This window comes from Saccharopolyspora terrae (assembly GCF_004348435.1).
Taxonomy (GTDB): Bacteria; Actinomycetota; Actinomycetes; order Mycobacteriales; family Pseudonocardiaceae; genus Saccharopolyspora; species Saccharopolyspora endophytica.
Map to the genome: position 1 here is coordinate 1 of NZ_SMKS01000039.1, position 13,465 is coordinate 13,465.

The window sequence follows — 13,465 nt, forward strand, 5'->3', positions numbered from 1 at the left end:
GGGTTCGGGTTCGGTGCCGGAGTTCGGGTTCAGGGGAGGGCGGCGACCGGGGTTCGGCCGACTCCTCGCCAGGAGAGGCCGGCTCGGCGGAGGACGTCGGGGTCGAGGTGGTTGCGGGTGTCGACGACGACCAGGCCGTTGAGGGCTTCGGCGATGAGGTTCCAGTCCAGGGCTCGGAACTCCTGCCACTCGGTGAGCAGCACCAGCGCCGACGCTCCCTTCGCCGCCTGGTACGGGTCGTCGACCAGCGTCAGCCCGGCGGGCAGCTCCGGTTCGTCGCCGCGCAGACCCGGGTCGTAGGCGATCAGCTCGGCTCCCTGCTCACCCAGCAGCTGGGCGACCTCCAGCGCGGGCGAGTCGCGCAGGTCGTCGGTGCCGGCCTTGAACGTCAGGCCCAGCAGCCCGATCCGCTCGCCGTCCAGCGAACCGCCGCAGGCCTCGCGGACCTTGCCGACCATCCGCTGCCGCTGGTGCGAGTTGGACGAGATGGTGGCCTGCAGCAGCGGGAAGTCGAACTCGACCGCCTCGGCCACCTGCAGCAGCGCCGCGGTGTCCTTGGGCAGGCAGGAACCGCCCCAGCCCGGTCCGGGCTGCAGGAACGACTGGCCGATCCGCCGGTCGTAGCCCATGCCCTCGGTGACGTCGGTGATGTCGGCGCCCAGCTGCTCGCACAGCTCCGCGATCGCGTTGACGTAGGAGAGCTTGGTGGCCAGGAAGCAGTTCGCCGCGTACTTCACCATCTCCGCGCTCGCCGCGTCGGTGAGCACCGTCGGCGCGCCCAGCCGGGCGTAGAGGGCGGCGACGCGCTCAGCGGCGTCCTGGGTGTCGGAGCCGACGACGATGCGGTCCGGGTTGAGGAAGTCGTGCACCGCCGAACCCTCGCGCAGGAACTCCGGGTTGCTGACCACCGCGACGTCCTCGCGGCCCAGGTGCTCGGCGAGCCGCTTCGAGGTCCCCACCGGGACCGTCGACTTGGTGACCATCACGCACCCGGTGGGCAGCACGTCGCGGACCTCGCGGGCGACGGCCTCCACCACGGCCAGGTCGGCGGCGCCGCCGGAACCCATCGGGGTCGGCACGCACAGGAACACGACCTCGGCCTCGGCGACCGCGCCGGCGGAACCGACGACGAACTCCAGCCGCCCGGCGGCGATCCCCTCCTGCACGAGCTCGGCCAGGCCGGGCTCGTGGATGCGGACCTCGCCGCGGGACAGCTCGGCGACCTTCTGCTCGTTGACATCGCTGCACACCACCCGGTGGCCGAGCGAAGCCAGACACGCACCGGTGGTCAGTCCGACGTACCCGGTGCCGACAACGACGATTCGACGGGCGAACACAGGCCCCAACCCCTTCACCTCGTACGACCAGGCGGTCGCCTCTGCCCCCTCGAAAATCGATCGTGGCACATCTTCGAGCTGGGAAAACCCGCTTCGCTCAGAGTTCACGAGCTATATGTCGCAGGTGACGAGTTGGGAACCTGCCGTTTAGGCTGCGCGCGTGGATCAGCGACGTCTGGGGGAATCGGGTCTCGCGGTGAGCGCGGTCGGTCTCGGCTGCAACAACCTCGGAAGACCCGGTACCGCCACCGAAACCCTCGCCGGAGCCCGCGCCGTCGTCGACGCGGCGCTGGAAGCCGGCATCACCTTCTTCGACGTGGCCGACGCCTACGGCTCACCTCGCGGGCGCAGCGAGGAGCTGCTCGGGCAGTCCCTGTCCGGGCGGCGCGACCTGGCGGTCATCGCCACCAAGTTCGGCATGGACATGCAGGGCACCAACGGTCCGGACTTCGGTGCCCGCGGTTCCCGCCGCTACGTGCGCCGCGCGGTGGAGTCCTCGCTGCGACGGCTGGGGACCGACTGGATCGACCTGTACCAGCTGCACCGGCCGGACCCGCTGACACCGCTGGAGGAAACCCTCTCGGTGCTCGACGACCTGGTCCGCGAGGGCAAGATCCGCTACGTCGGGCACTGCAACCTGCCCGGCTGGCAGGTCGCCGACGCGTCCTGGACGGCGAACTCGGCGGGCCTGACCGCGCCGGTGTCCAGCCAGCACCACTACTCGCTGCTCTCGCGCGAGGTGGAACGCGAGGTCGTGCCCGCCGCGCAGCGCTTCGGACTCGGCCTGCTGCCGTACTTCCCGCTGGCCAACGGCCTGCTGACCGGCAAGTACCGGCGAGACCAGATCCCTCCCGCGGACAGCAGGCTCGCCGGGCGCGCGCAGCTGCTGGCCGACGCACCGTGGGAGCGGATCGAGAAGCTGCGGATCTTCGCCGAGCAGCGCGGCATCACGATGAGCACCGCGGCGCTCGGCTGGCTCGCCGCGCAGGACCCGGTCGCCTCGGTCATCGCCGGAGCCACCACCCCCGACCAGGTCCAGGCCAACGCGCAGAGCGCGAACTGGGTCCCGGGACCCGACGACCTCGCGACGCTGAACAGCATCTGCCCGGCGTGACCGGAGGCTGAGCCGCTCCCACCACCGGAGCGGCTCGCCGGGCGGAGTGACCACGAAAAACGGAGGAACATCCAGAATGCAGATCACCGACACCGCAGCGATCGTCACCGGAGGTGCCTCGGGTCTCGGGGCCGCGACTGCGCGGGCGCTGGCCGGGCGGGGTGCGAAGGTGTTCGCGCTGGACCTGCCGAGCGCGATCGAGAAGGCTCCGATCGTCGACGGCATCACCTACACCGCGGCCGACGTCACCGACGCCGACCAGGTGCAGACCGCCGTCGACCAGGCCGCGGGCTCCGAGAACCCGCTGCGGATCGTGGTGAACTGCGCGGGAATCGGCCCGTCGGCCCGCATCGCCGGTCGCAAGGGCGTGCACGACCTCGACCTGTTCCGCAAGGTCCTGGAGATCAACCTTCTCGGCAGCTTCAACGTCATGCGGCTGGCCGCCGCCGCGATCGGCGAGACCGAGGCCGACCAGCACGGGCAGCGCGGCGTGGTGATCAACACCGCATCGGTGGCGGCCTACGACGGCCAGATCGGGCAGGCCGCCTACGCCGCGTCCAAGGGCGGCGTCGCGAGCCTGACCCTGCCCGCCGCGCGCGACCTGTCGTCGAGCGGGATCCGGGTCATGACCATCGCCCCCGGCATCGTGGACACCCCGATGCTGGCGACCGTCAGCGAGGAGTTCCGGCAGGGCCTGGCCGACGGCGTGCCGTTCCCGAAGCGCCTCGGCACCCCGGGGGACTACGCGCAGCTGGCGCTGAACATCGTCGAGCACGACTACCTCAACGGCGAGGTCATCCGCATGGACGGAGCTCTCCGCATGGCACCCCGCTGATCGCGGTGAGCGGTTCCCGGGTGGTGCGTCAGAGGTCTTCGGCGTAGGGGATCTGATCCGCCGCGTCGGAGGTCATCCAGGTCCTGATCGTGTACGTGGCGCGGACGTCGTCCTCGTTGTAGGTGAGGAGGCGTTCGCGCTGCGTCAGGTCCCGCTCGCCGCCGTCCAGCGCGACCGCGTCGCGGTACCAGCGCATCGAGTTCTCGCCGCTGGCCTCCGGATCGCGCCAGCCGAACCCGGCGCTGGGGGCGATCACCTTGAGCCCCTTGCCGTTCGGGCACAGGAACTGGTCGCGGACCACCGCGAACAGGTCGACCCACTCGGCGGAGTTGATGAACTCCTTGACCTCGGAGACCGGCGGAACACCGGGCTTGCCCGCGAAGCGCTCGGCCGAGGCCAGCATCCAGCGGTTCTCCGCCAGCTCGTTGTAGCAGTAGGCGCGGAAGCTCAGACCGCGCTCGAACGCCTTGCGGCGCACACCGGTGAACCAGCTCCAGAACTCCGCGAACGACCGGGCCTCGTCGTCGTCCGGCAGCGGCTCCCAGGTGACGAACGCCCGGTAGCCCTGCTCCTCGCCGATGTCGGTGCCCGACAGCCAGCAGCCCCACATGTAGGCGCCGGCGTCGGCGTAGCTCTCCATGTCCACGTCGATCTCGACGTCGCCGCGCGGCACGTCGAGGTCGCGGACCCGCCGCACCAGCGGCATCTCCCGCAGCCACGCCTTGGCCAGCAGGATCGCGTCGGTGTTGCGCACGCCCGTGAGCTGCAGGTCCTCGGCGCTCTCCAGCGGCGTGCCCGCCAGCTCGTCGATCGTGGCGATGCCCCGCTCGCGCAGCACGGTGGCGTCCTCGCCGCGCACCACCAGGCTCACGTCGCGCCGGTCTCGCAGCTGGGACTCGCAGGTCGGCCACCACGGGCAGCCGCGGCACTCGGTGATCCGGGACGGCTGCGCCAGCGGTTCGCCGCCCTGGGCGGCGGCGGTGGCCACCGCGAGCCGGTCGCCGAAGCGCGCGTCGTACTCGGCGAGCGCGGTGCGGCCGCCGGGCCAGTTGGGGCTGCGCAGGTCGTGCCAGACGACCACGTCGGCTTCGACGCCGATCGCTCCGGCCGTGCGGTCTCCCGCGTCGTACCCGCACGCCTCCAGCAGCCGGACCGCGTGCACCAGCCGGAGCTGGTCGCGGGGCTGCGGCCGGACCTTGCGGGTCGTGTCCACCTTCGCGGCCTCGGGCACCGGTCGCTCGATCGGCGAAACCTTCGCTCCGCTGCCGGGGTCGGTGATCTTGTGCCGGACCACCAGCACCGGGACGTAGCCGTTTCCGCTGCGCACCAGCAGGTCGATCGCACCGCGGCGACCGCCTTCGGCGTCGTCGGGCAGCTGCGCGCCGGAGATGTGGGGGACGCCCTCGGCCATCGCGTCGAGGGTGAGCCGCGCGCGGTCGGCGTAGGGCACTCCGCGCGGGATCTCGGTCCAGTCCGCCCCCAGCAGCTCGCCCAGCTGGGCGGCGACGGAGCGGCGGTGCTCGGCGGCGTCGGCGATGCGCTGCTCGACGCCCAGGTCCAGCGGCGCGGTCGAGACGTCGCGCATCTCCGGGTCGTTCTCCAGGTGCACGCGTCGACGGCAACGCGTCACCACGCCTGCGTCGAGCAGCACCTCATCCTTCACGTGTAAAGGGTATGCGGTGGCCCCGACAGCCGCGCCCATCACCCCGGTGACATCGCGCGCCTGCGACGACCACTCCCGGTGCACACCCGATCGCGTTCTGCTTTCGTGCGCTGGTCCATCCGGACTTATGGTGATCGCGGTGCTGGGAATTCGCGGATCCGGGGAGGTGTGCGCGGTGAGGAAACTCGCCAGGCGACGCGGGAAGATCACTCAGGGTGCCCAGCGGGGGTGCCGGAAGTGCGCCGTCAAGAAGACCAAGGCCGAGAACAAGGCACGACGTCAGGTCGACAAGGCGGCCAGGAAGGCGGCGGCCCGCAGCGAGGCCGCCGAGAAGAAGGCCGCCGCGCAGAGCGTTCCCGCGCAGCAGGTCGATCCCGCGACGCCCCCGCCGCTGACGTCCGCGCCGGTCGGCAAGAAGGCGGCGAAGGCGCTGCTCAAGGCCGACAAGCAGACGGCGAAGGCGATCAAGAAGGGCGAGTTCGGGACGGTCACCCCGGGCAACGCCAAGAAGATCGTCGGGATCGCCAAGATCGTCGGTCCGCTGCTCCTGCCGTTCGCGCTGCGCGCGGTGAGCACGGTGCGCGAGAGCTACGACCGCTCCCGGGCCCGCAAGCTGGGGGTCCCGGTGGACGACCTCGGCAAGTTCACCGGTCACGGGGCCTCGCTGCACGCCCGCATCGCCGGCGACTCGGTCGCCCTGCGCGACCTGCGCGAGCAGTCCACGGGTGAGGAGCGCGGCCACGCCAGGACCTACGCCGACCAGGCCGAAGCCCGCCTCGCGCAGCTGACCAGCGCGGTCCGCGCCGCCGAGCGGATGCCCTCGCCGCGCCGCAGGTCCGCGCACCGCGCGGTCGACCAGGAGCTCTCGCGCATCGAGAGCGAGCTGCTCACCCGCTTCGGCGTGCCCACCGGGTGAAGACGGAGGTGGGGCGCCTCCTGTCGCGGAGACGCCCCACCACTCGCAGCGTGGATCAGCCCTGACCGGGGATCTTCACCAGGCCCTGTTCGGCCATCCAGTCACGCGCCACGTCGGCCGGGTCCCGGCCCTCGACGTCGACCTGCGCGTTGAGCTTCATCAGTTCCTCGTTGGTCAACTTCTCCGAGATCGGCTGGAAGACCTGCGCCAGCTGCGGGTAGCGCTTCAGCATCTCGTCGCGGAGGGTGACCCCGATGTTGTACCGGGGGAAGAACTGCTTGTCGTCGGCCAGCACCTTCAGGTTCAGCGACTTGATCCGGCCGTCGGTGGTGAACACCTCGCCGAACGTGCACGTCCCCTGGGCGGTGGCCTGGTAGATCGCGCCCTCGGTGAGGACTTTGACCTTGCTCGGGTCGGTCTTGAACCCGTAGGTCTCCTCCACGCCCGGCAGACCGTCGTTGCGGCTGGCGAACTCGGTGTCCACGCAGAACGTGGCGTCCTCCGGGTGCTCGGCCATGATCTTCGGGATGTCCGAGTTCTTCTGCACGCCCAGGCGCTGGGCGGCGTCCTGGTTCACGGCGAACGCGTAGGTGTTGTCCACCTGGTAGTCGACCGCGACCCAGGCCACCCCGTTGCGCTCGAGGTCCTGCTTCTTGACGGCCTCGAACTGGGCGCGGGCGTCCGGGATCGGGTCGGTGTTGCCGTTGTAGTTGACCCAGGACGTGCCCGTGTAGTCCCACAGGATGTCGATCTGGTCGTTGGTCAGCGCGTTGCGCGCGGTGGTCGAGCCCTGGATGGAGCTCAGGTCCCGCACGTTGGCACCGGCCGCGGCCAGCGCGAACTCGCCGAGGTAGCCCATGATGAGCTGCTCGGTGAAGTTCTTCGAGCCCACCGTGATCGTCTGGCCCTCCAGCTCCGGAACGGGCTGGATGATGCCCGGCTCCACCGCCAGCGGAACCGACGAACCCGAGCTGAGCCCGCATCCCGACAGCATCAACCCGGCCATCGCCAGCGAGGCCGCCTTGAGCGCACGACTGCGCTTGCGGAGATTCATCGCAACCCCCTCGGCGACAGGTAGGTCTCGGCCAGCGCGCCGAGCCAGTCGACCAGCAGCGCCAGCGCCATCGCCAGCACCGAGCCGACGATCATGACCGTGTAGTCGTTGAGCTTGTAGCCGGTGTCGATGAGCTCACCGAGGCCACCCGCGCCGACGAAGAGCGCCAGCGTCGCGGTTCCCACCGCCAGCACCAGCGCGGTCCGCAGACCGGCGAGGATGAACGGCACGGCCAGCGGCATCTCGATGCGCATCAGCACGCTCGCACCGGACATGCCGATGCCGCGACCCGCGTCGACCAGCGATGCGTCCACCGACTGCAAACCCACGATGGTGTTGCGCAGGACCGGCAGCAGCGCGTAGAAGGCGATCGGCAGCGTCGCGATCCAGAACCCGGTGGAACCACCGGTGAACAGGAAGAACAGCACCAGCAGACCCATCGAGGGCGCCGCCTGGCCGATGTTGGCGATGCCGATCACCAGCGGGGCGATGCGGCGGGCCCAGCTGCGGCTGAGCAGCACGCCCAGCGGCACCGCGACCAGCACCACGATCAGCGCCACCGCGATGCTGATCAGGAAGTGCGTCCAGGTCAGGCTCAGGATCGTCGTCGAGTTGAGGCTTCGCAGCGTCACCTCGTCGTTGTCCCTGGTAAACGCCCAGCCCAGCACCGCCGCGACCAGCACCACCACGGTCACCGGCTGCGCCAGCAGCCGCAGCCGCTCGGCGCTCCCGGACCCGGAGTCGGAAGCGAAAGTGCTGCTCATGAGGCGTCAACCCCAGACCCGGCAGCGTCCGAACCCGCGGTCTCCTCCGCGTCGTCGGTGGCGTTCTCCTCGCGCAGCGCCTTGATCGTGTTCATCACGGTGTCGATGTCGACCACGCCGACGTACTCACCGCGAGAGCCCACGACCACGGCCACACCGTCGTCGTCGGTCAGGATCGCCTCGAGGGCGTCCTGCAGGGTCGAGGCCCGCGACACCGAGTCCTCCACCGGACGGCCGGCCCGCGACAGGTCGGAGACCGAGCCCGCCTCGCGAGCGGTCGCCCAGCGCAGCGGGCGGTTGCGCTTGTCGAGCACCAGGCCGATCGCGCCACGGCGGGTGCCCAGACGTTCGCGCAGCACCGAAGGTGCGTCGTCGACCGTCGCGGTCGGAACTTCGCCGACCTCGATCTCGCGCACGCGGCGCAGCGTGAGCTGCTTGAGGGCCGCGCCCGCCCCGACGAATCCGGCGACGGTGTCGTCGGCCGGGTTGGTCAGGATCGCTTCCGGGGTGTCGTACTGCAGGATCTTCGAGCGCTCGCCCAGCACCGCGATCCGGTCGCCGAGCTTGACCGCCTCGTCGAAGTCGTGCGTGACGAACACGATCGTTTTACCCAGGTCTGCCTGCAGGCGCATCAGTTCGTCCTGCAGCACACCGCGGGTGATCGGGTCCACCGCGCCGAACGGCTCGTCCATCAGCAGCACCGGCGGGTTGGCCGCGAGCGCGCGGGCGACGCCGACGCGCTGCTGCTGTCCACCGGAGAGCTGCCGCGGGTAGCGGTTCCGGTACTCGGCCGGGTCGAGGTTGACCAGGTCGAGCATCTCGTCCACGCGCTCGGAGGTGCGCTTCTTGTTCCAGCCGACCAGGCCCGGGACCATGCCGACGTTGTCGCCGACGGTCATGTGCGGGAACAGGCCCGCCTGCTGGATCGAGTAGCCGATCTCGCGACGCAGCTTGTCCGCGTCCAGCCCGAGCACGTCCTGCCCACCGATGGTGATCTTGCCGGAGGTCGGTTCGATCAAGCGGTTGATCATGCGCATGGTGGTCGTCTTGCCAGAACCCGAGGGTCCGACCAGCACCACCGTCTCCCCCGCGGGGATCGTCATGGTCACCGACTCGACGGCCGCCTGCTTCTGCCCCGGGTAGCGCTTGGAGACCTCTTCGAGCTTGATCTCCACGCCGTGCCCGGCGGTCTTCTTGTCGTCAGCCACGGATACCTCTCGAAGTCGTCAACCGCCCGAACAGCACGAACAAGGCGTCGAGCACCAGCGCCAGGACGATCACCCCGACAGTGCCCGCGAGGGCCATGTTCAGCGCGTTCGCGCCGCCCAGCTGGCCCAGGCCCATGAACAGCAGGTTCCCGAGGCCGGGACCCTTGGCGTAGGCGGCGATGGCGGCGATGCCCATCAACATCTGGGCGCTCACCCGCATGCCGGCGAGGATCGCCGGCCAGGCGAGGCGGAGTTCGACGCGGGTGAGAACGCTGAACCGGTTCATGCCGATTCCGCGCGCCGCGTCGAGGATCGGCTGGTCGACGTTGGACAGGCCGACGATCGTGTTCCGAACGATCGGCAGCAGCGCGTAGAGAACGAGCGTCACCACCGAGGGGGCCACGCCGAGGCCGAACACCGGGATCAGCAGGCCGAAGAGCGCGAAGGACGGGATCGTCAGGATCGCGCTGGAGAGAGCGGTGGCGATCGCCGCCCCGGCGGGGCTGCGGTACACCGCAACCCCGACCAGGACACCGATGATCGTTGCCAGCAGGATGCACTGAACCACCATGCTGACGTGCTGGTACGAGTTCACCAGCAACGATTGCCACCTGGATGCAACGTAGTCCAGGAGATTCAATTGTTTACTCTTTCTTGCCGGCTTCCGCCGATTCGGACTCCTCGTCGGAGGACTCCGCAGGAGTCGTGACCAGCTGGAATTCGCCGTCGTGCTCTTCAGTACCGGCGATGACGGCCTGCTCGAGCACCTCCGCACCCTTCTGGTCGCGAACGGTGATGTCGTCGGAGCGCAGGTCCTTGAGCATGGCCACGCACATGAAGATCATCACGATCGCGAACGGCAGGGCACCGATGAACGTGAGGTTCTGGATGCCTTCCAGCGCCTTGTCCTGGCCGATCACCAACATCACCGCGGCGACCGCACCGGTGGCGGCACCCCAGAAGATGACGACCCACTTGCTCGGCTCGATCGCGCCCCGCTGCGACAGCGTGCCCATCACGATGGACGCGGCGTCGGCACCGGAGACGAAGAAGATCGCGACCAGGACCATCACCAGGACGGCGGTGACCATCGCCAGCGGCAGGTGGTCGAGCACCGCGAAGGTCTGCGCCTCCGCGCTGCCGTCTCCGTAGACGTTGGTGCCACCCTTCTGGGTGTCGATCGAGGCACCACCGAAGATCGCGAACCACACGAGGCTCACGACGCTGGGCACCAGCAGCACGCCACCGATGAACTGGCGGATCGTGCGGCCCCGGCTGATCCGGGCGATGAACATGCCCACGAAGGGCGTCCAGGAGATCCACCAGGCCCAGTAGAAGACGGTCCAGCTGCTCAGCCAGTCCTGCATCTCCGCGCCACCGGTGGCACCGGCGCGCGATGCCATCTGCCCGAACTCGCTCATGTAGGAACCGACCGCGGTGGGCAGCAGGTCCAGGATGAACACGGTCGGGCCGAGGATGAAGACGAACAGCGCCAGGATGGCGGCCAGCACCATGTTGATGTTGGACAGCCACTGGATGCCCTTCTCCACGCCCGAGACCGCGGAGAGGATGAAGCAGAGCGTCAGCACGGCGATGATGGCGACCAGCACGTTGGTGCCGGCCTCACCGATCGGCCAGTTGGCCGCCTGCATACCGGCCTTGATCTGCAGCGCACCCAGACCCAGCGAGGCCGCGGAGCCGAACAGCGTCGCGAACAGCGCCAGGATGTCGATGACCTTGCCCAGCGGGCCCTCGGCGGCCTTCTTGCCGATCAGCGGCGTGAAGACACCCGAGATGGTCTGCTTGCGACCGCGGCGGAAGCTGCTGTAGGCGATCGCCAGACCCGCCACCGCGTAGATCGCCCACGGGTGCAGGGTCCAGTGGAACAGCGAGGTCGACATGGCCGTGTTGATGGCCTCTTCGCTCTCGCCCGGGACGGTGCCCGGCGGCGGGGAGACGAAGTGGCTCAGCGGCTCGCTCACGCCGTAGAACATCAGGCCGATGCCCATACCGGCGCTGAACATCATGGCGATCCAGGACACCGTGCGGAACTCGGGTCCTTCGCCGTCACCGCCCAGCGGGATCCTGCCGTACTTGCTGAAGGCCAGGAACAGGGCGAAGACAACGAACCCCGTGGCCGCGAGCACGAAGCCCCAACCGGTGTTCTTGATCAGCCAGGTCAACGCCGTCGAAGAGGCGTTGCTGAGCGAATCGGTCGCCAAAGCGCCCCACGCGACCACCGCGAACATGATGAGCGCAGTGACACTGAAGACGACCCAGTCCGTTCTGGGTTTGCCGAGGAACTCGGCATCTGGTTCGGAGGATTGACCACCCTTGGCGGGTCCCCCACTTTGTTCAGTTTCGGTCGACACAGGTATCGGCGCCGACTTTCGGCGACGCCCCCTCCTCTCCGTCGTCGGTTACGACGTTTTCGGAACCAATCGAACCGCTTATTCGGGCAGTTGGTGGCTCCAAATCGTCGGCAACCTATAAACCGTGACCCAATCGGGTTAACAAGGCAAGCTCACCTGCGGTCAGCGTGGCCGAACCGACACCTAGACTGACCAACCGTGAAGGCTGGTCTGACACCTACGCAGGGCGCTCTGCGCGTCCTGCGCGGTGCCGGTTTGGCCTGCACAGCGGCGTCACTGTCCGTAGCCGCTCACGCGGCCGCGGGCGGGTCGCTCCCAGGCCTGGGAACGACCGTCGTGATCACCGTTCTGCTGACCGGTGCCGGGGTGGCACTCGCTGATCGCAAGCGCGGGTCGTGGGGCATTCTAGGGGCACTCGCGGTCAGTCAACTGGCACTTCACTTCTTTCTCGAGCTGACCGCCCTCGGTCACCACGGTTCCGGGCACCTCCACGGCCCGTCCCCGATCCCGGTCTCGCCGTGGCTGATGACCCTCGGCCACGTGATCGTCACGCTGCTGACGGCGCTGGTGATGGCCCATGCCGAACAGGTACTGTTCGTAGTCACCCGGTTGTTGCAAGCCATCTTCCCCAGGAAGACGACGCCGTTACCGGTTGTGACGCCACCGCCCGCGGTCTGCGTGCCCGCGCCGGTTCCGCGGACCCTCGCTCAACTGATCTACCAGCGGATTCACGGACGTCGTGGACCCCCGAAATCTCCCGCAGAAAGCAACGATCCGGTGTATATCGCCGTTCGATCATTGCTATTCCGATGAATCGCGCATACACGCGCGCGATTATCCGACGAGCACGGGAGATTCCAAGAGAACATGTCGACAAATCGATTCCTGGCGCGGTCCGCGAGTTGGATCACCGCGGGCGGCATCGCCCTCGCAATGGGCACCGCCCCCGCCTACGCGCACGTGAGCGCACAGCCTGAAGAGGCCGAAAAGGGCGGCTACGCCAAAATCGCGTTCCGGGTTCCCAACGAGGACCCGGTGGCCGGGACCGTCCAGGTCAAGGTCATGCTCCCCGAGCAGCACCCGCTGAGCTCGGTGCGCACCAAGCCGATCCCCGGCTGGACCGCGCAGGTGGAGAAGGCGCAGATCCCGCCGGTGATGGTGGACGGTGCGCAGGTCACCGAGGCGGTCCGCAGCATCACCTGGACCGCGCAGCCGGGCACCCGGATCGGTCCGAACGAGTTCAACGAGTTCGAGGCCACGCTGGGAGCGCTGCCGGAGAACGCCGACGAGCTGATGCTGCCCACCACCCAGACCTACGACAACGGCAAGGTCGTGGACTGGAACCAGCCGACTCCCCCGAGCGGTGAGGAGCCGGAGCACCCGGCGCCGGTGCTGAAGCTGGTCGCGGCGGAAGGCGGCGGCCACAGCCACGGCGGAACGCCGGCCGGATCGGGCGGACAGGAAGCCGACCAGCACGGATCGGCGGACGACACGGCCCGCTACCTCGGCGGTGCCGGACTTCTCGTCGGTGCGCTGGGCCTCGGCGTCGGCGGCGGTGCCCTGCTGCGCGGACGTCGTTCCGGTGGGGACGCGTCATGAGGCGGTTGCTGACCGTCGGCGCGTTCGCGCTGGTCGCGCTCATCGGCGGTGCCGCTCCGGCGCTCGCGCACAACGTGCTGGTCGGCAGCGATCCGGCCGAGGGCGCGCAGCTGTCCGCGGGCCCGCGCGAGGTCCGGTTGACCTTCGACCAGCCGGTCCGCGCGGGCGAGTCCTACAACACCGTCAACGTGGTGGGCCCGGACGGCTCGTTCTGGACGGACGGACCGGCCCGGGTCGAGGGCAACTCGGTCGTCGCCCCGGTCCGCGAGCTCGGACCGGCCGGCACCTACACCGTGGGTTACCGGATCCTCTCCAGCGACGGGCACCCGGTTCCGGGCAAGGTCAGCTTCACCCTGACCGCCCCCGGAAAGGGCACCCCGGCCCCCGGTCCGCAGGGCGGTCAGGACTCCGGTCAGCCCGCTGACCAGGCGGAATCCGACTCCGGTGGGATGCCGATCTGGCCGTGGATCGCCGGTGCGGTCGTGGTCGTGATCGCCGGGCTGGTCCTGGCCCTGCGCCTGGGCGCGCCGAAGAAGTGAATCCCCGGGAGGGTGTCCGGACTCCGCGTCCGGGCGCCCTCCCGCTCCTCTTTCCGCACAAATC

13 protein-coding genes are annotated in these 13,465 nt (G+C 69.3%); 6 read left to right on the top strand and 7 right to left on the bottom strand.

Going from position 1 to position 13,465, the window contains the following annotated elements:
• Positions 1-29 precede the first annotated feature (29 nt).
• Positions 30-1,337: a UDP-glucose dehydrogenase family protein gene (locus E1181_RS20320; protein ID WP_132677211.1), complete on the bottom strand. Its 1,308-nt coding sequence runs from the start codon at positions 1,335-1,337 to the stop codon at positions 30-32.
• A gap of 160 nt (positions 1,338-1,497) precedes the next feature.
• Here E1181_RS20320 and E1181_RS20325 point away from each other — a divergent pair, with 160 nt between their 5' ends.
• Together E1181_RS20325 and E1181_RS20330 are read left to right on the top strand one after the other, a co-directional pair.
• Positions 1,498-2,451, top strand: coding sequence for an aldo/keto reductase (locus tag E1181_RS20325; RefSeq protein ID WP_132677135.1), 954 nt, complete (start codon positions 1,498-1,500; stop codon positions 2,449-2,451).
• Between the two features lie 76 nt (positions 2,452-2,527).
• A complete protein-coding gene (locus E1181_RS20330; protein ID WP_132677137.1) occupies positions 2,528-3,286 on the top strand; it encodes an SDR family NAD(P)-dependent oxidoreductase in 759 nt (252 codons plus the stop codon).
• Positions 3,287-3,314: 28 nt separating this feature from the next.
• Here the strand turns inward: E1181_RS20330 and E1181_RS20335 are convergent, their stop codons facing one another.
• On the bottom strand, positions 3,315-4,949 hold the full coding sequence (locus E1181_RS20335; protein WP_132677139.1) for a TM0106 family RecB-like putative nuclease: 1,635 nt from the start codon (positions 4,947-4,949) through the stop codon (positions 3,315-3,317).
• A 175-nt stretch (positions 4,950-5,124) separates the two neighbouring features.
• Here E1181_RS20335 and E1181_RS32225 point away from each other — a divergent pair, with 175 nt between their 5' ends.
• Complete coding sequence (locus tag E1181_RS32225; RefSeq protein WP_235876905.1) at positions 5,125-5,865, top strand: DUF6474 family protein; 741 nt, start codon at positions 5,125-5,127, stop codon at positions 5,863-5,865.
• A gap of 55 nt (positions 5,866-5,920) precedes the next feature.
• Here E1181_RS32225 and E1181_RS20345 read toward each other — a convergent pair whose 3' ends face one another.
• From E1181_RS20345 to E1181_RS20365, 5 genes are read right to left on the bottom strand one after another with little or no spacing between them, the layout of a single operon-like run.
• Positions 5,921-6,919 (bottom strand): glycine betaine ABC transporter substrate-binding protein, encoded by a 999-nt coding sequence (locus E1181_RS20345; RefSeq protein WP_235876906.1) that lies wholly within the window; start codon positions 6,917-6,919, stop codon positions 5,921-5,923.
• A complete protein-coding gene (locus E1181_RS20350) occupies positions 6,916-7,683 on the bottom strand; it encodes an ABC transporter permease (protein WP_132677141.1) in 768 nt (255 codons plus the stop codon). Before E1181_RS20350 ends, E1181_RS20345 begins: the two co-directional genes overlap by 4 nt.
• Positions 7,680-8,891 carry an ABC transporter ATP-binding protein gene (locus tag E1181_RS20355; RefSeq protein ID WP_132677143.1) on the bottom strand — a complete coding sequence of 404 codons (1,212 nt, stop codon included), beginning with the start codon at positions 8,889-8,891 and terminating at the stop codon, positions 7,680-7,682. Before E1181_RS20355 ends, E1181_RS20350 begins: the two co-directional genes overlap by 4 nt.
• A complete protein-coding gene (locus E1181_RS20360; RefSeq protein WP_132677145.1) occupies positions 8,884-9,531 on the bottom strand; it encodes an ABC transporter permease in 648 nt (215 codons plus the stop codon). The genes E1181_RS20355 and E1181_RS20360 overlap by 8 nt, the downstream gene beginning before the upstream one ends.
• Positions 9,532-9,535: 4 nt before the next feature.
• Positions 9,536-11,140, bottom strand: a complete 1,605-nt coding sequence (locus tag E1181_RS20365) for a BCCT family transporter (protein WP_132677146.1) — start codon at positions 11,138-11,140, stop codon at positions 9,536-9,538.
• A gap of 459 nt (positions 11,141-11,599) precedes the next feature.
• Here E1181_RS20365 and E1181_RS20370 point away from each other — a divergent pair, with 459 nt between their 5' ends.
• The 3 genes from E1181_RS20370 to E1181_RS20380 are packed head-to-tail and all read left to right on the top strand — an operon-like array spanning position 11,600 to position 13,401.
• Positions 11,600-12,076 carry a hypothetical protein gene (locus E1181_RS20370; RefSeq protein WP_132677148.1) on the top strand — a complete coding sequence of 159 codons (477 nt, stop codon included), beginning with the start codon at positions 11,600-11,602 and terminating at the stop codon, positions 12,074-12,076.
• 54 nt (positions 12,077-12,130) lie between these two features.
• A complete protein-coding gene (locus E1181_RS20375; protein ID WP_132677150.1) occupies positions 12,131-12,862 on the top strand; it encodes a YcnI family copper-binding membrane protein in 732 nt (243 codons plus the stop codon).
• Positions 12,859-13,401: a copper resistance CopC family protein gene (locus E1181_RS20380; RefSeq protein WP_132677152.1), complete on the top strand. Its 543-nt coding sequence runs from the start codon at positions 12,859-12,861 to the stop codon at positions 13,399-13,401. The genes E1181_RS20375 and E1181_RS20380 overlap by 4 nt, the downstream gene beginning before the upstream one ends.
• Positions 13,402-13,465 lie beyond the last annotated feature (64 nt).

What these genes read in the sequence shown, in the direction of transcription:
- E1181_RS20345 (WP_235876906.1), bottom strand. Translation starts at nt 6,919, where the DNA reads ATGAATCTCCGCAAGCGCAGTCGTGCGCTCAAGGCGGCCTCGCTGGCG.
- E1181_RS20365 (WP_132677146.1), bottom strand. Translation starts at nt 11,140, where the DNA reads ATGTTCGCGGTGGTCGCGTGGGGCGCTTTGGCGACCGATTCGCTCAGC.
- E1181_RS20380 (WP_132677152.1), top strand. Translation starts at nt 12,859, where the DNA reads ATGAGGCGGTTGCTGACCGTCGGCGCGTTCGCGCTGGTCGCGCTCATC.
- E1181_RS20350 (WP_132677141.1), bottom strand. Translation starts at nt 7,683, where the DNA reads ATGAGCAGCACTTTCGCTTCCGACTCCGGGTCCGGGAGCGCCGAGCGG.
- E1181_RS20375 (WP_132677150.1), top strand. Translation starts at nt 12,131, where the DNA reads ATGTCGACAAATCGATTCCTGGCGCGGTCCGCGAGTTGGATCACCGCG.
- E1181_RS20330 (WP_132677137.1), top strand. Translation starts at nt 2,528, where the DNA reads ATGCAGATCACCGACACCGCAGCGATCGTCACCGGAGGTGCCTCGGGT.